Below are 21,895 nucleotides of genomic sequence, written 5' to 3'. Positions count from 1 at the left end.
CGGCTTCTGGAAAGGAGCCCGGCATGATCATCGGCACCTGGAACCTGGAGAACCTCTTTCTGCCCGGCGGCCCGTCCGGTCCCAGGGACAAGGCCGAGTACAAGACGAAGCTCCGCTCCCTGGCCGCCGTGATCACGGGGTTCGAACCGACGCTGCTCGGCGTGCAGGAGGTCGGGGAGGACGAGGCGCTGCGGGACCTGCTGGCGTTGGTGGGCGGCACCTGGCACACCGCGCTCTCCCGGCACGCCGACAGCCGGGGCATCCGGGTCGGTTTCCTCAGCCGTACGCCGCTGGAGGTACTGGCCGACACGACGGCGTTCCCGGTGAAGCTGCGCCCGGTGCAGGTAGACGACGAGGGCACGGTCGTGTCGAAGGCCGGCCGCGGCTTCCTGGCGGTGGAGACGACGACGGAGGCGGGCCCGCTGCGGGCGGCGGTCTGCCATCTGAAGTCGAAGCTGCTGACGTACCCGGGTGGCCGCTTCCACGCGCGCGACGAGGGCGAGCGGGCGCGGTTCGGGGCGTACGCGCTGTACCGGCGGACGGCTGAGGCGACGGCGTTGCGTGCGCTCGCGGACGAGTTGCTCGCGGGCGACGGCCGTGAGCGGGACGTGGTGGTACTGGGCGATCTGAACGACGAGGTGCAGGCGGCCACCACTCAGATCCTGCTCGGCCCGCCCGGCTCCGAGATCGGCACGCCCGGATTCAAGGCGACCGACAACGGAGACGCGGCCCGCCTGTGGAACGTGGCCCCGCTCATACCGGCCGAGCAGCGCTTCTCGCGCATCAACTCCGGGCGGCGGGAGCTGATCGACCAGGTGCTGGTGAGCCATCGGCTGGTGCGCCGTGTGACGGAGGCGAAGACGGGGCCCGGCCGTTCGGCCATGCCGTGGTTGCCGTCCGTGGGGCCGGACCCTGCCGAGCGGCGCGGGGAGCCGGGGTCGGACCATGCGCCGGTGTGGGTGCGGGTCAGCTAGCGAGGGCGGCGGTCTGCGTCCGGTAGGCCCGGTCGAGCCGCAGCGTGTCCTCCAGGACGATGTCCTCGACCATCCGCCCCCAGCGCAGCCGTACCCACTGCATGGCCTCGTTCTCGTACGGACTGCCGTCCGCGAGCGTGCCGCGGATGTGCAGCCGGGTGGCGACGGTGGTGTTCCAGGGCGGGCCCTGGACGGCGACGTCCTGGAGGGTGAGCCGGAGCCCCGGGAAGATCTCCTCGAACCGCTCGAACCAGGCGGCGAAGGCGTCCCGGCCGCGGAGGTCGGCGCTCATCGGAGTGTCGCCGATGAAGCGGAAGTGCACGTCAGGGGCGGCGAGTGCGACGGCCTGCCGGTACCCGCCGCTGCCGACGGTACGCCAGAGGGTGCGGACCTTGCGGCGGACGATGGCGTGGTACATGGGCACCTCCAGACCGATCACTTGCTCTTTGCAAGTGACCCTCTACGAAGAGGCTAGGCGGGTCGCTTGCCGACCGCAAGGAACTACCCTGACGGCATGAGAGGTGAGCGTTTCGCGCGGATGCACTGCTCGGTGGCGCGGGCCGCCGCCGTCGTCGCGGACCAGTGGACGGTCGTGATCCTGCGCGACCTCTTCCTCGGCCTGAACCGCTACGAGGATCTGCGCGCCGACCTGGGCATCGCGACGAACATCCTGGCGGACCGGCTGGACCATCTGGTCGCCGAGGGGATCGTGGAGCGGGTGGCGTACCAGGAGCGGCCCACCCGGTACGAGTACGAACTCACCGACGCAGGACGGGAGTTGTACGGCGTCGTCCTGACGCTGATGACGTGGGGCGACCGGCACCGGGCGGTGGCAGGGCCTCCGTTGAGGCTGGTGCACGAGACGTGCGGGCATGCGGCCGAGGCGCGGGTGACATGCTCGCGGTGCGGGGGCGAGCTGGTGCCGGAGGCGGTCAGGCATGTGCCGGGGCCGGGCGGGGAGACGGGACCGGGGACGGCGTTGGTGCACACGGTGCTTGACGTCCTAGACGGCGACGGGCAGCTCGGGGGTGGGTCGGCCGGTGGGTAGGCCCACCCGCTCCCGGTGCGCGGCGAGTTCGTCGAGAAGGGCGGCGAGGCGGTCGGTGTGCCGCGGGGTGAGCCGGCCGGAGTCGTCCAGGTGCACGGCACACGCGGTGGTCGTGTCGACGATCCGTTCGAGCACGGCGACGATCTCGTCCGCGCCCTCCGAGTGCCGGGCGAGGGCGGGGAGTTCGGCCGCGGCGAGGGCGATGGCGGTACGGGCTTCGGCGAGCGTGCGGTAGGCCTCGCGGCGAAGCGTCCAGCGGAGGAGGCGGGCGTCGGACCGGCGCGGGGACGGGGCGGCGGGCTTGCCCGGGATGCGGGTTGCCGGGGCGGCAGGCTCGCTCGGGATACGCGTCGCCGGCGCAGCGGGCTCGCTCACGGCACGCACCGCTGGGGCGGCGGACTCGCCCAGGACGTGCGTCAGGTAGGCGTGCGCGGCATCGCCCGCCACCGCGAGCCGGGCCCGGACTCGGCCGCCCCGCTGCCCCGGCATCGGCAGATGGCCCACCACCAGCACGATGGCGCAGGCCAGCAGTGTCTCGCCGATGCGGCTCCAGGCGGCCGCGGGCTCACCGCCGACCATCACCAGGGCGAGGACGAGAACGGTGACGACGGCGGTCTGGGCGGCGAAGTGGCGCGTGGCGACGGGAATGAGGGCACCGCTGAGGGCCACGAGCGCGATGAGCCCGCCGGGTTGGGGCAGCACAGCAGCCAACCCGGCGAAGACGAGAGCGCCGAGGACCGTCCCCGCGGCCCGGCACAGTACCCGCGAGACGAGCGGCCCGAGGTCGGGCTTGACGAGGAAGACGGCGGTGGCCGGCAGCCAGTACCAGTGCTCGTGCTGCCCGTACCACTGGGCGTGATGCAGCGCCTGGGCGATGGCGACGCTGGCCCCGAAGCAGAGGGCGACCCGCAGCCCGTACTCACGCCCGCCGGCCCCGAAGGCGGAACGGAAGAGCGCTGTCCCGGACCGCCTACGGGTGTGCAGGTCACGCCCGTCCCCCTGGTCGAACACCTCGGCGGCGTGCAGAAGGGCGTCGTCAAGGGCGCGCAGGGCGGGCGCGGACCGGTTGGGCGCGGGCAGCGGCCCGGTGTGCGTGTTCCCGCGTACGGCGGCGGCGAGCCGACGCACCCCCTCGGAGGCACGCGCGCTCACGCCCTCCCCGGCCCAGGCCAGCGCGGTCGCCGCCTCGGCGAGCGGCAACGCGGCGGCGTACTGCGCACGCAACCGCCGCTCGGCCGAGGAACTGGCGTACCGCCGCAGCCGGGGCCCGGCGAGAGCATCCTGTGCGTGGTCGAGGGCGGCGGTGAGGGAGACGCGACGAGAGGTGGCGTGCTCGCTCCCCGCGGCGTCGAGCAGTTCGGCCACGGCGTCATAGACACCGGCGACGGCGTCCCGCTCCCCGTCGAACCGATAGTCGCCGACGATCGCCCCGGGCGTCGGCAGCACCAGCCTCAGCGCGAGCAGCCACCCGGCCCCCACGAGAAAGGCCAGCGCCCGCAGCCACCCCGGCTCGGGCAGCGGCATCCCGGCCCCGATGGCGGATGCGACGAGCAGTTGCGTTCCGGCCCCGGACGCGACGGGGCCGGTGGCGCTGACACCTCCGGCGACGAGCCCGAGGCCGGTGAGGATCAGCGTCAGCGCGAGGGCTCCGGTGTGCTGTCCGGCGTACGTCCCGACAAGCAGCCCAGCCGCTCCGGCAAGCGCGGGCACCCCGAGCCTCCTGACGGACGCCCGCCGACTCCCCGGCCGGTCGTTGATCCCGGCCAGCATGGCGGCGATGGCAGCGACGACGCCGAGAGAGGCGCGGTCGAGAAGCACGGAGGTGAGGAGGAGGGGCCCGGCGGCAAGTGCTCCCCGGGTCACCGCGCTCCAGGGCACCGGACCGCGCTGGGCGCGGAGAGTGTGGGCGAGCCAGGGCGGCAGGACGAACGCGGGGCGTGACACAGGGCTCCTGTCAGGACGAGGGCGGGGGTTTGCCTTCGGGCGACGGTGGCCGGGCTTCGGGGTGTGGTTTCCAGGGTAGTTCGCGAAGTTGGAGGGGATGGAACGGTCGCATTACTGGGGTGTGACGACAGGCGGGAAACCCGCGTTCTTTATGAACGCAATCACCGGTGGGAGGCGTCGGGCGAGAACGACCGTGCGGCGGGCGGTCTTGCGGGCCTGGTTCCGCTCACCGAGGATCGCGGAACACCGCGCGCTCCACATGCGATGCGAACAGTGACTCCGCCCTCGCCACGGCCGAGGACAAGGCGTCCGGGCCGGCGCCGAGACCGGCGACAAGGTCATCGACCTCGCGCAGCCCGGCCCGCTCCAGCAACCGCTTCTCATTCGTCACCCATTCACCCCGCCCCGCGAGCACCGCATGCCCGGCCTGCACGGCGGCTGTGGCCAGGGCTCCCGCCACCTCGGTGAGACGCCCCTTCCCGACATGGTTGGCCTTCGCATACGCGAGCGTGGCGCAGGCCGTACCGTGCCATCGCTCGGAGGCCGAACGGCGCAACGTCCCCGGATACGAGGCCGGCCGCGGCAGCTCCCCCCGGAGCACGCGGTTGACGGCAAGCTCCGCGACCACCAAGTAGCTGGGAATCCCGGCGAGATGGAACAACAACGGCTCCACCCGGAACCGTCCTTCCTCCGCCTCGGCCAACTCGTGCTCCACGACGTCGAGATCCCGATAGTGCACATCGACCCGCCGCCCGTCGATCGTCAGCCACGCACCCCCGTTGAACACCCCGCCACCCCAGCCGCCCACCTCGGAGACCTCGCCCTCCCAGCCGATGGCGCGCAGGTCGGCGGGATCGAAGGAGCCGCGGTAGTAGACGGCCAGGTCCCAGTCGCTCTCCGGTGTGTGCGTGCCCTGCGCGCGGGAGCCGCCGAGGGCCACGGCCCGGACCGTGGGCAGGGAGGCCAGGCGGTCGGCCGTGGAGTCGAGGAACGCGGCGTCGGTGAGACCTGGCACGTGAGGCTCCATCGGGTGAGGAGGGTGGTCCGGGACCGGCAGGCAGCGTAGGCGCATCGGCCTCGCCTCCGCGATGCGAATACGGCCGGGGCGATTGTCAGTGGCGTGCGCTCTAATTGATCTCACCGTCACAGAACGTGACGGATGGGAGCGCTACGGGGGTTGCGCGATGACGATGCTGGAGCGGGATGAGGACGGTCAGGAACGGGGCGCGGAAGACGACGGCGACTGCGTGCAGGCGGCGCGCACGCACATCTCGGCGGCCGGGCTGCGTGCCCGTGGCTGGACGGCGGGGATGGTGCGCCGACTGCTCGGTGAGCCCGATCTGTTGCGGGTCAATCCGCACTTCCGGTCGGCCCCGAAGATCCGGCTCTATCTGGTGGAGCGGGTAGCGGCCGCCGAGCGGAGCGAGGAGTTCCGGACTGTGGCGGCGGCAGCCGCGCGACGGTCCGCGTCGGCGACGGCCGCCGCCCAGCGCCGACGGCAAGTGGTGCTGGCCCGGATCGCGGCGGAGCCGGTCGACGGGGCCGACTGCACCGTGGAAATTCAGATGCCGTACCCGGGCGACGACCCGGATGATCGGCAGGTTGGCCGTCCACCGCACGAGGAGCCGCCATGATCCAGCGCGTCACCGTCCCCAGCCTCTTTGCTCCGCCCACCTACTCCCACGCCTCCGTCGTCGAGGCCGGCACGAAGCTCGCGTTCCTTGCCGGGGCCGTGCCGCTCGACGCCGAAGGGAAGCTGGTCGGGGAGGGCGATCCGGTGCGGCAGGCCGAGCAGGTGATTGCCAACCTTCGTGAGCAACTACGGGCAGTCGGGAGTGACTTGGCGCATGTCGTGTCGACGGATGTGTACGTCGTGAGCAGTGAGACCGCCGTGCTCTCCGCCGTGTGGGACGTGGTCGAGGCGTCCGGGCTCAGTGCGGGCCCTCACTCGTCCACGCTGCTCGGTGTCGCCTGCCTCGGCTACACCGGGCAGCTGGTGGAGATCACAGCGACGGCCGTCGTCCCGGAAGGAGCAGGTTCATGACGTCCGTCGTGCTCTCGACCCCGATTGGCGTGGTCGGGGCATCGGGGACCGCTTCATCACGCTGGTCAGGGAACTCGGCCCCATCGGCCTCGCCCTGCGGGCCTTCCAGGTCAACCACCCCGCGCAGCGCTTCTACGAACGTCATGGCTTCGCGGAGGTCCACCGCACCGACGGCAGCGGCAACGAGGAGCGGGAACCCGATATTCGGTATGCCTGGCGGCCCTGAGCAGCCGTTCGCGGGCGGCTACTCCGACGGAGCCCCCCACACCCGCCCCTTCGGCACCGGCCTCGCGTAGCTCCCCGCCCGGCTCGTCGTCAGGCCCAAGCCCACCAGCGACTCCGCCAGTTTCACCGCCGCCGCGACCCCGTCGACGACGGGAACAGCCAGCTTCTCCCCCACCGCCCGCCGCAGCCCCGTCATCCCGGCGCAGCCCAGCACGAGCACCTCCGCCCCGGCCGCGCACGCCCGCTCGGCCGCCGTCAGGAAGGCCGCCTCCGTGCGCGCCGCGTCGCCCAGGTCGAGCACGCTCAGTCCCGTGCCCACGACGGTTGCGCAATTGCGCCCGACGCCGGCCGTCTCCAGGCTGTCCTCGATCTGCCCGCACGTCCGCTCCAGCGTGGTCACCACGCCGTACCGTCGGCCGAGCAGACAGGCCAGATGCGCCGCCGCCTCCGTGATGTCGACGACCGGTACGTCGACCAACTCCCGGACACCCTCTCGTCCGTGCTCCCCGAAGCCCGCCATGACTACGGCGTCGTACGACGGACCCTCGTACGTCCGCAGCGCATCCATGACCGCCGCGGCCGACAGATAGCTGTCCAGCCAGCCCTCCGCCGACTCGGGTCCCCACGCGGGGGTCAGCCCGGTCACGGTGGTGCCCGGGCCTGCGGCGGCCCGGGCACCTCGTACGATCTCCGCGGTCATCTCCTGCGTGGTGTTGCAGTTGGTGACGACGATCCGCACGTTCCTCAGACCTCCACGGGCTTCTCGGGAACGGACGCGGGGGTGGCCGCCCGCTCGCTTCGGCACAGCAGCACATACAGTCCCGCCGCCAACGCGGTCCCGATGAACCACGAGTACGGCGCCACATCGCTGAACGTCTTCACCAGCGCCAGCACCGCCGCGACCCCCGCCGCCGGCAGGAACGCCCACAGGGCCTTGGGGTTGACGCCCTTGCGGTAGTAGTAGCGGGAGCCGGGCGTGGCGTCGAAGAGCTCGTTGACATCGACCCGGCCGCGCTTGACCCAGTAGTAGTCGACCATGATCACGCCGAAGAGGGGTCCCAGGAAGGCGCCCAGGCCGCCGAGGAAGTATTGGACGACCGTCGGGTTCGAGAAGAGGTTCCACGGCGTCACCACCAGCGCCGCCACCGTGCTGATCATGCCGCCGACCTTGAAGGTGATCTTCTGCGGCCAGACGTTGGCGAGGTCGTACGCCGGTGAGACGAAGTTGGCGACGATGTTGACGCCCATGGTGGCGATGGCGAAGGTCAGGGCCGCCAGCACCAGCACCCAGGTGTTGCCGACCTTGGCGACCAGCGCCGCCGGGTCGGTGATGGCCTCGCCGAAGACCTCCAGCGAGCCGGCTGTGACGATCACCGAGACGACCACGAACGCCGTCGAGTTGATGGGCAGGCCCCAGAAGTTGCCGCGCCGCACGGTGCGGTAGTCGGGCGCGAAGCGGGAGAAGTCACAGAAGTTGAGCATCAGCGTGCCGTAGGTGGCGAGGATCAGCCCGATCGCGCCGAACCACTGCCGCCACTGCTCGCCGACGGAGACCGGGTGCGGCGTCGAGGTGAGCGAGATGGTCCAGCCGGCCTTGGCGAGGACCCAGACCGCCAGCGCGATCATGACCAGCCAGATCGCCGGGCCGCAGAAGTCCTGGAACTTCCGTACCGACTCCATGCCCTGGCTGATGATCATCGCCTGGAGGAGCCACAGCGACAGGAAGGAGACCCAGCCGAGCGCGTCGAGGCCGAGGAAGGAGTTGTGGGTCCAGGACTCCAGGCCCGGCCAGGCGGCGAGCAGCATCACGTTGACCGCGACGGACGCCAGATAGGTCTGGATGCCGTACCACATGATGGCGATCACGGCCCTGATCAGCGCCGGGATGTTGGCGCCCCAGACGCCGAAGCTGATGCGGCTGACGACCGGGAAGGGCACGCCGTGGCGCTGGCCGATCTTCCCCATCCAGTTCATGCCGATGTAGATGATCACGAAGCCGACGAGCAGGGACGTGAAGACCTGCCACACGTTCATGCCGAGGACGAGCAGTCCCGCGGCGAACGTGTAGTTGCCGAGGTTGTGGACGTCGGACATCCACATGGCGAAGAGGTCGAAGACCTTCCAGTTGCGCTTGCCCGCGGGCGCGAGGTCTTCGTTGGTGAGCCGGGGATCGGGGACGAACGCTGCTGTGCCGGTGGCTTCGGCACGGTCGGCGAGGGACACGAGGCCTCCATGGACGGGGGACGGAGGAGAGCTGCTTGCGGTGGCTTGTTTCCGGTCGCTTGGCAACGCGTTTGGTATACCAAACTGCCGACATGGTCCTACCGTCAACCGTTCCGACCGATGTCGGTGCCGTTAACGCTCCGTAAAACACCCCCGGAGTCGGAGAAGATGGCTCCATGAGCTCCCCGACGAAGACCGAACCCCTGGGCGCAATCCGCGAGCGCGTTCTGGCCACCCTGCGGCAGGAGATCATCGCGGGCCGCCTCCGCCCCGGCGACCGGCTGGTGGAGCGGGAGCTCGCCGAGCGGTTCGGGGTCTCGCGGGTTCCGGTCCGGGAGGCGATCCGGGCCCTGGTCGCCGAGGGCTTCGTCCACTTCGAGACGCCCCGCCGTACGGTCGTGCGGCGGCTGACCCCGAGCGATGTCAGGGAACTCTTCGAGCTGCGCGAGGCGTTGGAGGTGTACGCGGCGGGACTGGCCGCGGCCCGCGCGACACCGCAGGACCTGGCCGAGGTCGAGGAGCTGCTCGGCCTCGCGGCCGCCGCGACCGGGGCGGGGGACGCGGAGGCCATCACCGACGTCAACAGCCGTCTGCATGACCGCATCGTGGCCATGGCGGACAACAGCCTGCTGATCAAAGCCCTCGAACCGGTCGCCGGCCGCCTCCGCTGGATGACCCGACGGAACGAGGAATGGAGCCAACTCCTCGTAGAACACCGCGAGTTGTACGAGGCGATCGCTTCGGGCGACCCGGAGCGGGCCCGCGCGCACGCACTCGCCCACGTCCGGACCAACTACCGGTCGACGGTACGGCAGCTGTTCGGCGGGGCCGAAATCCCCTAGCGGACCGCGTATGTGTCCGTCGCCGCCACCAGCGCCTCGGCCACGCCCGGCGCCCCGGCATCGTGTCCGACCTCGTCGATCATCACCAACTCGCTTCCCTCCCAGGCGTGATGAAGCCGCCAGACGATGCCGATCAGGTTGCCGAAGTCCAGACTGCCCTGGACGAGCGTGCCGGGGATGCCCTTGAGCACGTGCGCATCGCGCAGTACGACGCCCTGGTCGTTGCCCTCGCCCAGGAAGCTGTCGTTGCCCCAGTAGTGCGTGACGGTGCGGGCGAAGCCGAGACGGAACACCGGATCCTCGTATCGCGGCACCGAACGCGGCGGCGCGGGAATGATCGCGGTCTCCCAGTCGGTCCAGGCCCGCGCGGCCCGCGCCCGCACCCCGGCGTCCGGTGATTCCAGCAGCCGGTTGTACGCGGCCGCGAGGTTGCCGTCCCTCTCATGGACGGGCAGTTCACCGACGAACCGTTCGAACGCCGCCGGAAAGATCTTCCCAAGCCCCCTGGTCAGCAGGGCCACTTCGGGGTTCGCCCCGGTCGCCACCCCCGTCAGCACCAGCTCCGAAACCACCCCCGGACACGTCTGCGCATACCGCAGCCCCAGCACCGAGCCCCACGACACGCCCCACACCAGCCACCGCCCGATCCCCAACTCCCGCCGCAGCAGCTCCAGATCGGCGATGAGGTGAGCGGTCGTATTGACGCTCATGTCGGTGTCGTACGCGCCCGCGGACGGGGTCGAACGCCCGCATCCACGCTGGTCGAGCAGCACGATCCGGTAGACGGCGGGATCGAACAGGCGCCGCGGGTACGGCGTACAGCCGGATCCCGGACCGCCGTGCAGCACCAGCGCGGGCTTGCCGTGCGGGTTGCCGCAGGTCTCCCAGTACACGCGGTTGCCGTCACCGACGTCGAGCATGCCGTGGTCGTACGGTTCGATCTCCGGGTAGAGGGGCATCCGCGCACCCTAATGTCCGTACGAGGTCCGGGTCGCCTCGTTATTTCGTATGGCGCAGCCCGGCCACCCCAGCCGCGTCGCGCAGTACGTCCCGCAGCATCGCGGGGGTGAGCCGACCGGTGAAGGTGTTGCGCTGGCTGACGTGGAAACAGCCGAAGAGATCGAGACCGTCGAGCGGGACCCTGGCCCCGTGCGCGAAGACGGGACGCGGCCTCGGCACGCCCCACCCCGCCTCGGCCAGCGCGGGCAGCGTGGCCTGCCAGCCGAAGACGCCGAGCACCACCACTGCCCGCAGCGTCGGCCGCAGCAGCGTCAGCTCCTGAACGAGCCAGGGGCGGCACGTGTCCCGCTCGCCGGGGGTGGGCTTGTTCGCGGGCGGCGCGCAGTGCACGGGCGAGGTGACGCGGACGCCATGCAGTTCAAGACCGTCGTCGGCCGCAACGGAGGTGGGCTGCGACGCCAGCCCGACGTCGTACAGCGCCTGATACAGCACATCCCCGGAACGGTCGCCGGTGAACATCCGTCCCGTGCGGTTCCCACCGTGCGCGGCGGGCGCGAGTCCCACGATCAGCAGCCGGGCGTCCGGTGGCCCGAACCCCGGCACCGGCCGCCCCCAGTACGTCCAGTCGGCAAAGGCGGCGCGCTTGGTAAGAGCCACCTCCTCGCGCCAGGCGACCAGCCGCGGGCAGGCCCTACAGCCCGCGACCCGCTGGTCCAGATCGGCAAGGACGTCCATAGGGCCCACGGTAGACCTACGCCCAGGCCACCCCGGCAGTCCCGCCGGCAGCCGCTTCCCCCTGGGAAATCCCGGCCGATTCACCCCGTACGGGGATTAGGGTCAGGACATGGCTTCCGAAGCTGCGGACTACGACGAGACGCACGACGGGCGACCTGGCACGCCCCAGGGCACCGACGGGCCCGACGGGTCAGATGCCTCCGGCACGGCTCCGACCGGGCAAGCGCCGACGAGGCCGGATGGACCGGATGGACCGGATGGACCGGCCGGCGACGACGCCCCGGCGACTGCCCCCGCGCCCGGCGACGCGATCGCCGCCGCCGACGCCGCCCGCCCGCAGAGCGGCGAGACCGTCCGCATCGACAGCTGGATCTGGTCCGTACGGCTGGTCAAGACCCGCTCGATGGGCGCCGCCGCCTGCAAGGGCGGCCATGTCCGGGTGAACGGCGAGCGCGTCAAGCCCGCCCACTCCGTCCGCGTCGGAGACGAGGTCCGCCTCCGGCACGAGGGCCGGGAACGGATCGTCGTCGTCAAGCGCCTGATCCGCAAGCGGGTCGGCCCCCCGGTGGCCGTCCAGTGCTACGTCGACAACAGTCCGCCGCCCCCACCGCGCGAGGCCGTCGCCCCGGCCGGCGTCCGCGACCGCGGCACCGGCCGCCCGACCAAGCGCGATCGACGCGAGCTGGAACGCCTGCGAGCGCTGCGCGGACTGGGCGGCCGTCCTACGGGAGGCCGTCCCGAAGGCCACTGATCGCGGATGCCAGGGGGGCTCGGTGGCCCGGTGCCACGGTGGCCCGTGCCCCGGTGACCCGGTGGCTCGGTGGCCGGCGACGGCGGGACGCGGTCAGGCAACCGAAGCGCAGTCGAAAGGCGGGAGCGCGCCGGGCCTGGACACCGCTCGACGGCCGGTGCCCGGAAGGGCACCGACCTCACAGCGGCGGCCTGCCCCGGCCGGTCTCCCTCACGCCCGCCGTAGCACCAGCCGCAGCAGGTCCGCGTTGTGCCTTCGCCGAGCCCAGGCGATGAGCGCGAGCGGGACTATGAGGATCAGCGGGGTCGCGGCGTTCTCCCCGTTGAGGTAGGTGAGCGTGACGACGAACGCGCCCACCATCAGACCGCTCAGCGCCATCGCCGCCACCGATTGCAACACCGGGATCAACAGCGCTACGCCTCCGGCCAGTTCGAGGACGCCGATGATGTACATCCCCGTGCTGCCCCAGCCCATCTTGTCGAAGCTCTCGGCGGCTGCGGGGTGCGCGATCAGCTTGGGCAGCGCACTCGCGATCACGTAGAAGAGGGCGAGCAGCACCTGTAGGCCGCGCAGGGCGATGCGGGCACGGCGGCCTTGTGCGGTCGCGGACTCGGCGATGACCGGGCGGGCCGTGGCGGAAGCGGCAGTGGCGACGGAGGCGGTGGTCTGGGACATCGGGTTCTCCTGGGTGAAGCGGTCCGTGTTGCTGTCACCGAAGAAGACCGGCACCCACTCCAGAACTCATCGCTGTCCGGCAACTCATCGCTGTCCGGCAACTCATCGCTGTCCGGCAACTCATCGCTGTCCGGCAACTCGCCTCCGTCCCGTCAGCTCACCCTCTGTCGACTGGAACCGCCCGCACCCATATCCGGTCGTCCGTCAGGTACTTGTCCACTTTCAGCCCCGCCTCCGCCAACGCCTCCTCGAACTGCTCCTTCGTCAGCGGCCGGGCCCGGAACGTCTGGGTCCAGACCGCGTCCGGGAACTCAAACTCCGCGCGCACCGAGTTCACCCCGTCGCCGACCGGCTCCGAGGACGCGACCCGCACGGTGAAACCGCTGGGATCGAGACGCTCGCGCGGCACGTTCGTGTGGTAGTCCTCCCCCTCCCGCTGGATCAACACGCAACCACCGTCGGCGAGATGGCGCGCAGAGGTCCGCAGCAGGCCTCGCCGCACCTCGACGTCGCCGGTGTGCACGAGGAACGACGCGAGCAGCGCCACGTCGAATGTCTCGTCCAGGTCGAGGCCCTCGATCGGGCCGCATATCGTGCGGGCCCCGCGGACGCGTTCGAGCATCTCCGCGGATTCGTCCACCGCCGTGACCGTGAAGCCGCGTTCCAGGAGCGGATGGGTCATGCGCCCCACGCCGCAGCCCAGCTCCAGGATGTGTGCGCCCGCCGGCACGGCCCCGGCGATGATGTCCGGCTCTTCCCCGACAGGCAGCCGTGAGTAGAACTCGACCGCGCAGCCGTCCGGGGTGATCGCCCCGGGTCCCGTCCCCTGATGTCCACTTCGCATGTTCAGCCCCATGCCCGCACAACGGCCCGCATCCGCACGGCCGTTCCCACCCCGCCCCAGTTCACCCGTTCGAGTTACCGCCCCCGCACAACAGACTCCACTCGGAGCCCCGCTCGCAAAGGAACCGCTCACAAAGGAAACCACCCATGCCCGATGTACCAGTGACCGCCCGCCCGCAGATGATCCCCGACCGCCCGCTCCACCGACGTACGCCGAGGCAGGCTCTCCACGGGCAGATCCGGGTTTCCGAAGACGAACTGCACCGGCTCCGTGTCCGCGCGCTGCAAGTCCTCCCGGTCATTCCAGATGGCCCGAAAGCGTTCCTGGAACCGGACGACGTTGGAATCCGCCGGTAGATACTGCTTCAACTGCGGGTCGAGCAGCCAGGAATGGCAGACCGCGACCTGCCACCGCTCCTGCGGGTAGTGCCGGGCGAAGAACTCCCGGGCCAGCGCCAGCGAACGGTCACAGGCCGCGGGCGCCAGCGGACCGTGGAAGTCGCAGATGTGCAGGTTCAGACAGGGCGTGCCGGGAGCCACGTCCAGCCCGGCCGCAGCGAGGGCGGACCCCGTACGCTCCCCCAGCCGTGCCCGCTCGAACTGTAGCCGCCCCAGCTGGTACAGCTCCCCGCGGAAGTGGTTGCTGAGCCAGCTCACCACGTGCAGCCCGCCCCGGCCGTACCGCCGCCGGTGCACCGCCATGTTCCGCCCGAGGTCGGCGAGGGTGCGCCGGGACACGTCCGCGGGGATGCCCCGTGCGCGGTGGTACGCGCGCGTATGAGGCAGCGCCGCGACGAACACGTACACGGCGAAGTAGTGGTCCAGCGCCGCCGGGGCCTCGGCGACGCGTTCGCCGAGCCGTGGTCCCTTCCCCATCTCCCCGATGTCGCGCACCAGCTCCTCGACGCACTCCTCCAGGAGCCGCATCGCTCCGGCATCGGCGGTCAGTGTGCGCCGCAGTGCGACCAGTTCGTTGATGTCCTCGTGGGGTACGGCAAGGTCGAGCAGGATCTCGGGCAACTCGTCGGTGTCGGGCAGCACGGCGTGGTCTCCCCCTCCTCGGGCAGCTACTGAGCTCCTTGGTGAACGTCCGAGCCGAGGAGTACGTTGCAGACAGGAGTGGTGATCCCGATGCGTACGGGCAGTGAACCGGCGACCGCGCGCAGTGCTCTGCGGGCGCGCTTCTGGCTGAGCGTGTGGGGGCTGGTCTGGGCGATCTTCGGTACGGTCGCGTTCGCGCTCGCCGGACGTCCCGGGTGGGCCGTCGCCTGCGGGGTGCTGTGGCTGGTGATCACCGTCGACATGACGCTGATCCTGCGGCACATGCGCCAGGGCCCGCACTACCAGCCGGGCCCCGACATACCGCCGTACCAGCCGCCGGAGCAGCGACCTCCGCACCGGACTCCGGGGCAGCGGCACCCGTAGCGCGCCACCGGACGCTCACGAGTCGAAGCGTGCCGCCTTCAGGTACTCGGGGTTCGGATCCAGCGCGGCCGCCAGCCGGAAGTGGCGCTTGGCCTCGTCGTGCCGCGCCTGGCGCTCGTAGGTGCGGGCAAGGGCGAAATGCGCGAACGCGTTGTCCGGCTCGCGCTCCAGGACGATGGTGAACTCCAACTCGGCAGGTCGCAGTTGCGCGGCCGCGAAGAACGCCCGCGCTCTCAGCAGCCGTGCAGCGGTGTTCTCCGGGTGCGCCGCGATCACTCTGTCGAGCAGTTTCACCGCGCCCCGCGGGTCCCGTGCGGCGAGCAGATGCTCGGCGGCACGAAAGTCGATGACATGCGTCTCCGGTGTACGTCCGGTCGATCCGCTGGTCTCGGGCACGGCACAGTCCTTCCCTGACTCAACAACTTCAACGCCCGCAACAGGGCGGCGATTCCACAGCCGGCATTTCTTGGCCGCCCGTCCGGGATCACGGTCACAGCACTACGGCCGCGAGCACAATCCCGAGCGCCACCAATGCCGCTCCGGCAACCGCGAACCCCCGGTCCAGGCCCGTGCGCTCGCCGCCGAGCAGCACCGTCTCGCGCGGGTCGGCGGCGTCGTACGCCAGTCGCACCCGACCGCCGGCGGCGAGTGGCAGACGCCGGCTGCGCGGGACCGGCGAGACGATCTCTACGACCCGACCGTCCGGGGTCTCGAACTGAAACAGCGGGCGCTCCGAGCCGGGCGGCGGAGGCTTCACCAGCGCCTCGGTGACCTGTCCCGCCTCGGTGATGCGCCGCGTCCGCAGCAGACCGTACGCTCCGGCCAGCAGCGCCACCAGGCCACCCAGCATCAAGAACGCCACGACGACGATCGGTCCCGCCCCCTTCGGACGACTACCGCGACGCGTGCGCCCGTCTGACCAGATCCGCCCAGACCTCACGCACGCGCGCCTGAAGCTCCTCCAACGGTACGTCGTTGTCGATGACGATGTCCGCGATCTCCAGGCGCTTCTCGCGGGTGGCCTGTGCGGCCATACGCGCGTGTGCGTCCTCCTCGGTCATGCCGCGCAGCCGGACGAGCCGGTCGAGCTGGGTCTCGGGGCTGGCGTCGACGACGACCACGACGTCGTACAGCGGCGCGAGGCTGTTCTCCGCGAGGAGCGGGACATCGTGGATGACGACGGCGTCCTCGGCGGCGGCGCCTTCTAGCTCACGCGAGCGGGCTCCCACCAGTGGGTGCACGATCGCGTTCAGCACGGCCAGTCTCTCGGGGTCGGCGAAGACGATCGAGCCCAGCTTGGGCCGGTCCAGGCTGCCGTCCACGCCGAGGACCTCCGTACCGAAGGCCTCGACGACCGCCGCGAGACCGGGAGTTCCCGGCGCGACGACCTCGCGCGCGATGCGGTCCGCGTCGATGAGGACGGCACCCTGCTCGACGAGCAGCCGTGACACCTCGCTCTTGCCGGCGCCGATGCCACCGGTCAGACCCACTTTCAGCATGACCGGCAGCTTAGGGCCTGCCACTGACAGGGCACCCGGTCAGGTGTCCCCCTCGCGCTCCGCCAGGAAGCGCTCGAACTCCTGCCCGATCTCGTCCGCCGACGGAATGTCCACGGGTTCGGCGAGCATGTTGCCCCGCGTTTCGGCGCCCGCGGCGGCGTCGTACTGGTGCTCCAGGCCCTGGACGAGGGAGACGAGCTCCTCGTCGCCCTCCTGGATCTGCCGGTCGATCTCCGTCTGCGTGCGGTGGGCATCCGTGCGCAGTGAGTGCGCGATGCCCGGGAGGACCAGTCCGGTCGCGGCGGTGATGGACTCCAGGACGGTCAGCGCGGCATCCGGGTACGGGGAACGCGCGATGTAGTGCGGCACGTGCGCGGCGACGCCCAGGACCTCGTGACCGGCCTCCATGAGGCGGTACTCGACCAGCGCCTCGGCGCTGCCCGGCACCTGCGCCTCGTCGAACGGGCTGCGGTGGCCGGGAACCAGGTCGGTGCGGTTGCCGTGCGGGGTGAGACCGACGGGGCGGGTGTGCGGGACACCCATCGGAATGCCGTGGAAGTTCACGGACAGCCGCACGCCGAGCCGCTCCACGACCTGCTGGACGGCCGCGGCGAAGCGCTCCCACTCCACGTCCGGCTCGGGGCCGGACAGCAGCAGGAAGGGCGCTCCGGTGGCGTCCTGGACCAGCCGCACCTCGATGGTGGGGTCTTCGTACTCGGTCCACCGGTCGCGCCGGAACGTCAGCAGCGGGCGGCGGGCGCGGTAGTCCACGAGCCGGTCGTGGTCGAAGCTGGCCACCACTTGGTGGGGCAGCGTGTCGAGGATCCGGTCGACGATCTGGTCTCCGGTTTCGCCCGCGTCGATGTAGCCGTCGAAGTGGTAGAGCATGACAAGGCCGGCCGACTCCTGGGCGAGCGCCATGTCGACGACCGCCAGGCCCTTCGGCTCCCATGCGTACAAACCCTGCGGATCAAGCACTGTGACCGCTCCTCCTCGTGTTCGTACTGCACAACACAGCCCAGGACACGGGCATTCCCACCCGTGTCCCTGATCAGGCGTCTCTCACTGCCTTTTCATACGGCATCCTGCGGCGCTGTGGTCTGTAGTCGACCGCCACCCCAGCGGCTCACGAGGACAGCACGCGCGCGTGGAGGGCTGTCACCGCCTTCCGGGCGGACGTGAACGCGCCGTGCTGCCAGGCGTCGGTGTAACTGAGCCAGTCGCCGGCGAAGTAGACACGGCCGGTCGGCTCGTTCAGCGGCTTGTAGCGGACGTCGTCGGGGCCGCCGGGTGTGTCGTGCCAGGCGGCCTCCAGGTGGGGCGTCTGACGCCAGTGGTGCGAGAAGGAGGAGGCAAGCTCGCTGCGGTACTTCTCGCCGTAGATCTTCACTCCAGCGGCCACCGCGCGCGCCTCGCGCCCCTGGGGGCTGAGCTTCGCGTACGCGTCCGCGTCGTCGTCGTAGTTGTAGTAGCCGATGACGATGCCGCGTTCGCCGTGGAAGCCGTACGAGGGATGCCAGATGTGGGTGACGTCCTGGTCGGTCTCGGTGATGCCGCCGTAGATGTGGTGGTCCAGTTCCCACCAGCGGGACCTGTACTCCAGCCCGATCTTGCCCGCGGACGACGGCGTGATCGCCTCCAGCGCGGACTGCACCCCGGAGCCCAGGTTGTGGGGCACCTTGGCAAGGATGTTGGGCGGCAGGGCCGCGATGCAGAAGTCGGCCTCGACGACCTTCGTACGCCCGCCCTGCGCATACGCCACGGACACCCCCCGGCCGGTGTCGGTGATCTTCGAGACGACCGCCCCCGTACGCACCCGGTGCGCGCCGATCGCCTTGGTCAGCGCCTTGGGTATCCGGTCCATGCCGCCGACCGGCTGGAACATCAGCATGGCCTGGTCGAAGCCGAACTCGAAGGAGAAGTACCGCCCGGCGCCGCCGGCGAGGACCTCGGAGGCGGTGGGGAGGTCCCCGAGCAGCACGCCGGGGGTCCCTGCGGCGGCGGGGACGGTGGTGTACCCGCGGCGCTCGCCGCCCTCGTACGTCAGTTTGTCGCCGAGTTCGCCCCAGTCCTTGAGGAACTCCACGAGCCGCTCCTGGTCGGTGGCCGTCAACTCCTTGTCGAGTGCCCCCTTGTTGGTGGCCTTGGCGAGCAACTCGGACACATAGCCGTAGACATCGGCCTTGGCCGTGCGGTAGCGCATCGGCTTGGTCATCCCGGCGGACTCGTTGTAGATGTACGCGTCCGCGTTGACGTTGGTGAACACCTCGATGGGAACGCCGAGTTCCCGGCAGTAGTCGAGGGTGACCATCCACTGCGGTATGCGCGCGGGACCGGCGTTCATGTACCCGCCGTCGCCGAAGCGCGCGGTCTGCCTGTTGCCGTAGAGGTCGACGGTCGTGTCCCCGCCGCGGACGGTGAAGTTACGGCCGCCCGTGCGGTCCCTGGCCTCCAGAACCGTACAGTCGTAGCCGGCCTTGCCCAGTTCGTACGCGGTAGCGAGTCCCGCGATGCCGCCGCCCACGATGACGACCTTCGCGGCGCCCCGTCCGGTGAGCGTGAAGTCGCCCGCACTGAGCGCACGGAAGGGCTCTTCACGCTGGGCGGCCTGCGCGGTGGGCGCGAGCCCGAGGGCCCCCATGGTGGCGAACATCGTGCCCGCACCGCTGGTGAGACCGACGTTGCGCAGGAAAGTGCGGCGACTGGCGCCGGGCCCGCTCGGAGTCTGTGCCATGTGTTCGGCTTTCCTTTCCGATCATGAATGACCGGGGAAGCCTCCCAATGGCCGGTTACGGCCCATCAGTAACTCGTGTATCCCGCACGTTTCTGCAAGGGCGAGGGCAACGCCCCCTCAGGGGCGCGGGGAACTGCGCGACCAGCCACAGCCGGCCCGCAGACAAACCACAACCGAATGCGCACAAGACTGAGGGGCCGCACCTCGAAAGGTACGGCCCCTCAACTAACCGCTATGCCTCAGTCGGCCAGCGTTCAGCTCTGACCACCGGCCAGCTTCTCCCGCAGAGCGGCAAGCGCCTCGTCCGAGGCCAGCGCACCGGAGTTGTCCGGGCCCTCGGAGGAGTACGAACCGCCGCCACCGCCACCGCCGGACGCGGCCGGAGCCGCACCCGCCGCGTCGCCGCCCTCGGCGGCAGCCGCAGCGTCCGCCTCGCGGGACTTGATGACCTGCTGCTGGTGCTGCTCGAAGCGGGTCTGCGCCTCGGCGTACTGGTTCTCCCACACCTCACGCTGGGACTCGTAGCCCTCGAGCCAGTCGTTGGTCTCGGGGTCGAAGCCCTCGGGGTAGATGTAGTTGCCCTGGTCGTCGTACGACGCGGCCATGCCGTACAGCGTCGGGTCGAACTCCACCGAGGCCGGGTCGGCACCGAAGGACTCGTTGGCCTGCTTCAGCGAGAGGCTGATGCGACGGCGCTCGAGGTCGATGTCGATGACCTTGACGAAGATCTCGTCGTTGACCTGGACGACCTGCTCCGGGATCTCCACGTGGCGCTCGGCCAGCTCGGAGATGTGGACCAGACCCTCGATGCCCTCGTCCACGCGGACGAACGCACCGAACGGAACCAGCTTCGTGACCTTGCCGGGCACGACCTGGCCGATCTGGTGGGTGCGGGCGAACTGCTGCCACGGGTCTTCCTGGGTCGCCTTCAGCGACAGGGAGACGCGCTCGCGGTCCATGTCGACGTCGAGGACCTCGACGGTGACTTCCTGGCCGACCTCGACAACCTCGGAGGGGTGGTCGATGTGCTTCCAGGACAGCTCGGAGACGTGGACCAGACCGTCGACGCCACCCAGGTCCACGAAGGCACCGAAGTTGACGATCGAGGAGACGACGCCGGAACGGACCTGACCCTTCTGGAGGGTCGTGAGGAACGTCTGGCGGACCTCGGACTGGGTCTGCTCCAGCCAGGCACGGCGGGACAGGACCACGTTGTTGCGGTTCTTGTCCAGCTCGATGATCTTGGCCTCGAGCTCCTTGCCCACGTAGGGCTGGAGGTCGCGAACACGGCGCATCTCGACCAGGGAGGCCGGGAGGAAGCCGCGGAGGCCGATGTCGAGGATGAGGCCACCCTTGACGACCTCGATGACGGTACCGGTGACGATGCCGTCCTCTTCCTTGATCTTCTCGATGGTGCCCCAGGCACGTTCGTACTGGGCGCGCTTCTTCGAGAGGATCAGGCGGCCTTCCTTGTCCTCCTTCTGGAGAACAAGGGCTTCGATCTCGTCACCGACGGCGACGACCTCGTTCGGGTCGACGTCGTGCTTGATCGAGAGCTCACGGCTCGGGATGACACCTTCGGTCTTGTAACCGATGTCGAGGAGAACCTCGTCCCGGTCAACCTTGACGATGACGCCGTCGACGATGTCACCATCGTTGAAGTACTTGATCGTCTCGTCGATAGCGGCGAGGAAGGCTTCCTCGTTACCGATGTCGTTGACCGCAACCTGCGGGGTGGTGGCGGTGGTCTCGGTGCTGCTCGTCATGTGGGAAAGGGCTCCGGTACGGACATTGAAGTCGTAGGTACTGCTTACGCCGGGAGCCCGTTTCGCTCTGTAGAAGCCGGACAGCCTAGGAAGCGCCACCCAAAACAGCTGGTGGCGCCTCGACAACCGAGGGGACATACAACAGATGCGAGCGCGGCCTGCTACGTCTGAGGAGCGCAGGCCCACAGCGCAACTTGTAGCATACGGGGGCAGCCGGACAGGGTCAATGCGCGAAGGCGCACACCCGGGGCGGATCGCCGCAATCCCGGCACAATACGTGTCCCTTGAGGCCACGCATGGCCCAAGAAGCCCCGCGCGTGACACCACCGCACGAGGTTGGACGGAAGAGCCCGCAGATTAATACGAGGGAGCCGATCATCCAAGAGCCCGAAGCGTTCGAGCCGGAAGCCACCCGACGTGACGCAGGAGTCACGGAGAGCGCCCGGGCCAACCGGGGCTGGTGGGACCGAAACGCGGACGAGTACCAGACCGAGCACGGCACGTTCCTCGGGGACGAGCGATTCGTGTGGTGCCCCGAGGGCCTGGACGAGGTGGAGGCGGAACTGCTCGGCCCGCCGGAGGATCTGAAGGGCAGGGACGTCCTGGAGATCGGCGCCGGTGCGGCCCAGTGCGCCCGCTGGCTGGCCGCCCAGGGCGCCCGCCCGGTGGCCCTGGACCTCTCCCACCGCCAGCTCCAGCACGCACTGCGCATCGGCGCCGCGTTCCCGCTGGTGCAGGCGGACGCGGGCGCCCTGCCCTTCGCCGACGCCTCCTTCGACCTGGCGTGCTCGGCCTACGGGGCGCTGCCCTTCGTCGCCGACCCGGTCCTGGTCCTGCGCGAGGTCCGCCGAGTGCTTCGCCCCGGTGGCCGCTTCGTCTTCTCCGTCACGCACCCGATCCGCTGGGCGTTCCCGGACGAGCCCGGCCCCGAGGGGCTGAGCGTGTCGGCCTCCTACTTCGACCGCACGCCGTACGTCGAGCAGGACGACGACGGCAGCGCGGTGTACGTGGAGCACCACCGGACGCTCGGCGACCGCGTCCGTGATGTCGTCGCGGGGGGCTTCCGGCTGGTGGACCTGGTCGAGCCGGAGTGGCCGGCCTGGAACACATCGGAGTGGGGCGGCTGGTCACCGTTGCGTGGGCGGCAGCTCCCGGGGACGGCGATCTTCGTGTGCGAGCGGGACTGAGGCACGCGCGCGTGCAGGGT

General features: G+C 70.3%; 24 protein-coding genes and 1 pseudogene. 9 read left to right on the top strand and 16 right to left on the bottom strand.

Annotation, left to right across the window (positions count from 1 at the left end; all coding sequences use genetic code 11):
- Positions 1 to 23 precede the first annotated feature (23 nt).
- Positions 24 to 974: an endonuclease/exonuclease/phosphatase family protein gene (locus KCH87_RS19915; RefSeq protein WP_210587511.1), complete on the top strand. Its 951-nt coding sequence runs from the start codon at positions 24 to 26 to the stop codon at positions 972 to 974.
- On the opposite strand, the gene KCH87_RS19910 is transcribed toward KCH87_RS19915, so the two are convergent.
- Positions 967 to 1,392 carry a nuclear transport factor 2 family protein gene (locus tag KCH87_RS19910; protein ID WP_210587510.1) on the bottom strand — a complete coding sequence of 142 codons (426 nt, stop codon included), beginning with the start codon at positions 1,390 to 1,392 and terminating at the stop codon, positions 967 to 969. The two genes, KCH87_RS19915 and KCH87_RS19910, sit on opposite strands and share 8 nt — an antisense overlap.
- 96 nt (positions 1,393 to 1,488) lie before the next feature.
- Between KCH87_RS19910 and KCH87_RS19905 the strand changes: the two genes are divergently transcribed.
- Positions 1,489 to 2,022 (top strand): helix-turn-helix domain-containing protein, encoded by a 534-nt coding sequence (locus KCH87_RS19905; RefSeq protein ID WP_210587509.1) that lies wholly within the window; start codon positions 1,489 to 1,491, stop codon positions 2,020 to 2,022.
- Here KCH87_RS19905 and KCH87_RS19900 read toward each other — a convergent pair.
- Both KCH87_RS19900 and KCH87_RS19895 read right to left on the bottom strand, forming a co-directional pair.
- Positions 1,978 to 3,966: an FUSC family protein gene (locus tag KCH87_RS19900; protein WP_210587508.1), complete on the bottom strand. Its 1,989-nt coding sequence runs from the start codon at positions 3,964 to 3,966 to the stop codon at positions 1,978 to 1,980. The two genes, KCH87_RS19905 and KCH87_RS19900, sit on opposite strands and share 45 nt — an antisense overlap.
- 226 nt (positions 3,967 to 4,192) lie before the next feature.
- Positions 4,193 to 4,981 (bottom strand): nucleotidyltransferase domain-containing protein, encoded by a 789-nt coding sequence (locus KCH87_RS19895; RefSeq protein WP_308298865.1) that lies wholly within the window; start codon positions 4,979 to 4,981, stop codon positions 4,193 to 4,195.
- Positions 4,982 to 5,150: 169 nt separating this feature from the next.
- Between KCH87_RS19895 and KCH87_RS19890 the strand changes: the two genes are divergently transcribed.
- From KCH87_RS19890 to KCH87_RS49125, 3 genes and pseudogenes are all read left to right on the top strand, one after another.
- Entirely contained in the window at positions 5,151 to 5,600 is a 450-nt protein-coding gene (locus tag KCH87_RS19890; RefSeq protein WP_210587506.1) for a hypothetical protein, read from the top strand.
- Entirely contained in the window at positions 5,597 to 6,010 is a 414-nt protein-coding gene (locus KCH87_RS49130; protein ID WP_247196443.1) for a RidA family protein, read from the top strand. Before KCH87_RS19890 ends, KCH87_RS49130 begins: the two co-directional genes overlap by 4 nt.
- Positions 6,011 to 6,023: 13 nt before the next feature.
- Positions 6,024 to 6,236 (top strand): annotated as a pseudogene (locus tag KCH87_RS49125) (GNAT family N-acetyltransferase); the annotation flags it as partial.
- A gap of 18 nt (positions 6,237 to 6,254) precedes the next feature.
- Here KCH87_RS49125 and KCH87_RS19880 read toward each other — a convergent pair.
- Both KCH87_RS19880 and KCH87_RS19875 read right to left on the bottom strand, forming a co-directional pair.
- On the bottom strand, positions 6,255 to 6,974 hold the full coding sequence (locus KCH87_RS19880; RefSeq protein ID WP_210587504.1) for an aspartate/glutamate racemase family protein: 720 nt from the start codon (positions 6,972 to 6,974) through the stop codon (positions 6,255 to 6,257).
- 5 nt (positions 6,975 to 6,979) lie between these two features.
- Positions 6,980 to 8,458, bottom strand: coding sequence for an NCS1 family nucleobase:cation symporter-1 (locus tag KCH87_RS19875; protein ID WP_210587503.1), 1,479 nt, complete (start codon positions 8,456 to 8,458; stop codon positions 6,980 to 6,982).
- Positions 8,459 to 8,634: 176 nt separating this feature from the next.
- Here KCH87_RS19875 and KCH87_RS19870 point away from each other — a divergent pair, with 176 nt between their 5' ends.
- Entirely contained in the window at positions 8,635 to 9,300 is a 666-nt protein-coding gene (locus tag KCH87_RS19870) for a GntR family transcriptional regulator (protein WP_210587502.1), read from the top strand.
- On the opposite strand, the gene pip is transcribed toward KCH87_RS19870, so the two are convergent.
- Positions 9,297 to 10,259 (bottom strand): prolyl aminopeptidase, encoded by a 963-nt coding sequence (gene pip / locus KCH87_RS19865; RefSeq protein WP_210587501.1) that lies wholly within the window; start codon positions 10,257 to 10,259, stop codon positions 9,297 to 9,299. The two genes, KCH87_RS19870 and pip, sit on opposite strands and share 4 nt — an antisense overlap.
- 40 nt (positions 10,260 to 10,299) lie before the next feature.
- A complete protein-coding gene (locus KCH87_RS19860) occupies positions 10,300 to 10,995 on the bottom strand; it encodes a uracil-DNA glycosylase (protein WP_210587500.1) in 696 nt (231 codons plus the stop codon).
- 109 nt (positions 10,996 to 11,104) lie between these two features.
- Between KCH87_RS19860 and KCH87_RS19855 the strand changes: the two genes are divergently transcribed.
- Entirely contained in the window at positions 11,105 to 11,746 is a 642-nt protein-coding gene (locus KCH87_RS19855) for an RNA-binding S4 domain-containing protein (protein ID WP_247196442.1), read from the top strand.
- 210 nt (positions 11,747 to 11,956) lie between these two features.
- Here the strand turns inward: KCH87_RS19855 and KCH87_RS19850 are convergent, their stop codons facing one another.
- The 3 genes from KCH87_RS19850 to KCH87_RS19840 all read right to left on the bottom strand — a co-directional run bounded on the left by KCH87_RS19850 (position 11,957) and on the right by KCH87_RS19840 (position 14,305).
- Positions 11,957 to 12,421, bottom strand: coding sequence for a DoxX family protein (locus KCH87_RS19850; protein ID WP_210587625.1), 465 nt, complete (start codon positions 12,419 to 12,421; stop codon positions 11,957 to 11,959).
- Between the two features lie 157 nt (positions 12,422 to 12,578).
- A complete protein-coding gene (locus tag KCH87_RS19845) occupies positions 12,579 to 13,265 on the bottom strand; it encodes a bifunctional 2-polyprenyl-6-hydroxyphenol methylase/3-demethylubiquinol 3-O-methyltransferase UbiG (RefSeq protein ID WP_210587499.1) in 687 nt (228 codons plus the stop codon).
- A gap of 128 nt (positions 13,266 to 13,393) precedes the next feature.
- The gene (locus tag KCH87_RS19840) at positions 13,394 to 14,305 is read right to left on the bottom strand and encodes an acyltransferase domain-containing protein (RefSeq protein WP_210587498.1); all 912 of its coding nucleotides are present in this window, start codon (positions 14,303 to 14,305) and stop codon (positions 13,394 to 13,396) included.
- A gap of 90 nt (positions 14,306 to 14,395) precedes the next feature.
- Between KCH87_RS19840 and KCH87_RS19835 the strand changes: the two genes are divergently transcribed.
- Positions 14,396 to 14,689, top strand: coding sequence for a DUF6343 family protein (locus KCH87_RS19835; RefSeq protein WP_210587497.1), 294 nt, complete (start codon positions 14,396 to 14,398; stop codon positions 14,687 to 14,689).
- Positions 14,690 to 14,704: 15 nt separating this feature from the next.
- Here KCH87_RS19835 and KCH87_RS19830 read toward each other — a convergent pair whose 3' ends face one another.
- The 6 genes from KCH87_RS19830 to rpsA all read right to left on the bottom strand — a co-directional run bounded on the left by KCH87_RS19830 (position 14,705) and on the right by rpsA (position 20,688).
- Positions 14,705 to 15,085 carry a tetratricopeptide repeat protein gene (locus KCH87_RS19830; protein WP_210587496.1) on the bottom strand — a complete coding sequence of 127 codons (381 nt, stop codon included), beginning with the start codon at positions 15,083 to 15,085 and terminating at the stop codon, positions 14,705 to 14,707.
- A 94-nt stretch (positions 15,086 to 15,179) separates the two neighbouring features.
- Positions 15,180 to 15,551 (bottom strand): DUF3592 domain-containing protein, encoded by a 372-nt coding sequence (locus KCH87_RS19825; protein ID WP_308298864.1) that lies wholly within the window; start codon positions 15,549 to 15,551, stop codon positions 15,180 to 15,182.
- Positions 15,552 to 15,582: 31 nt separating this feature from the next.
- Positions 15,583 to 16,188, bottom strand: coding sequence for a dephospho-CoA kinase (coaE, locus tag KCH87_RS19820; protein ID WP_210587495.1), 606 nt, complete (start codon positions 16,186 to 16,188; stop codon positions 15,583 to 15,585).
- Between the two features lie 39 nt (positions 16,189 to 16,227).
- Complete coding sequence (locus KCH87_RS19815) at positions 16,228 to 17,166, bottom strand: PAC2 family protein (RefSeq protein WP_210587494.1); 939 nt, start codon at positions 17,164 to 17,166, stop codon at positions 16,228 to 16,230.
- 148 nt (positions 17,167 to 17,314) lie between these two features.
- Positions 17,315 to 18,841, bottom strand: coding sequence for a flavin monoamine oxidase family protein (locus KCH87_RS19810; RefSeq protein ID WP_210587623.1), 1,527 nt, complete (start codon positions 18,839 to 18,841; stop codon positions 17,315 to 17,317).
- A gap of 335 nt (positions 18,842 to 19,176) precedes the next feature.
- Complete coding sequence (gene rpsA / locus KCH87_RS19805) at positions 19,177 to 20,688, bottom strand: 30S ribosomal protein S1 (RefSeq protein ID WP_210587493.1); 1,512 nt, start codon at positions 20,686 to 20,688, stop codon at positions 19,177 to 19,179.
- Between the two features lie 317 nt (positions 20,689 to 21,005).
- On the opposite strand from rpsA, the gene KCH87_RS19800 reads away from it, so the two are divergent.
- Positions 21,006 to 21,875, top strand: a complete 870-nt coding sequence (locus tag KCH87_RS19800; RefSeq protein ID WP_308298863.1) for a class I SAM-dependent methyltransferase — start codon at positions 21,006 to 21,008, stop codon at positions 21,873 to 21,875.
- Positions 21,876 to 21,895: the final 20 nt, after the last annotated feature.

The organism is Streptomyces sp. GESEQ-35, assembly GCF_017948485.1.
Lineage (GTDB): Bacteria > Actinomycetota > Actinomycetes > Streptomycetales > Streptomycetaceae > Streptomyces.
The sequence above is the reverse complement of the archived record's forward strand: the minus strand, read 5'-3'. Positions and strand labels throughout refer to the sequence as shown.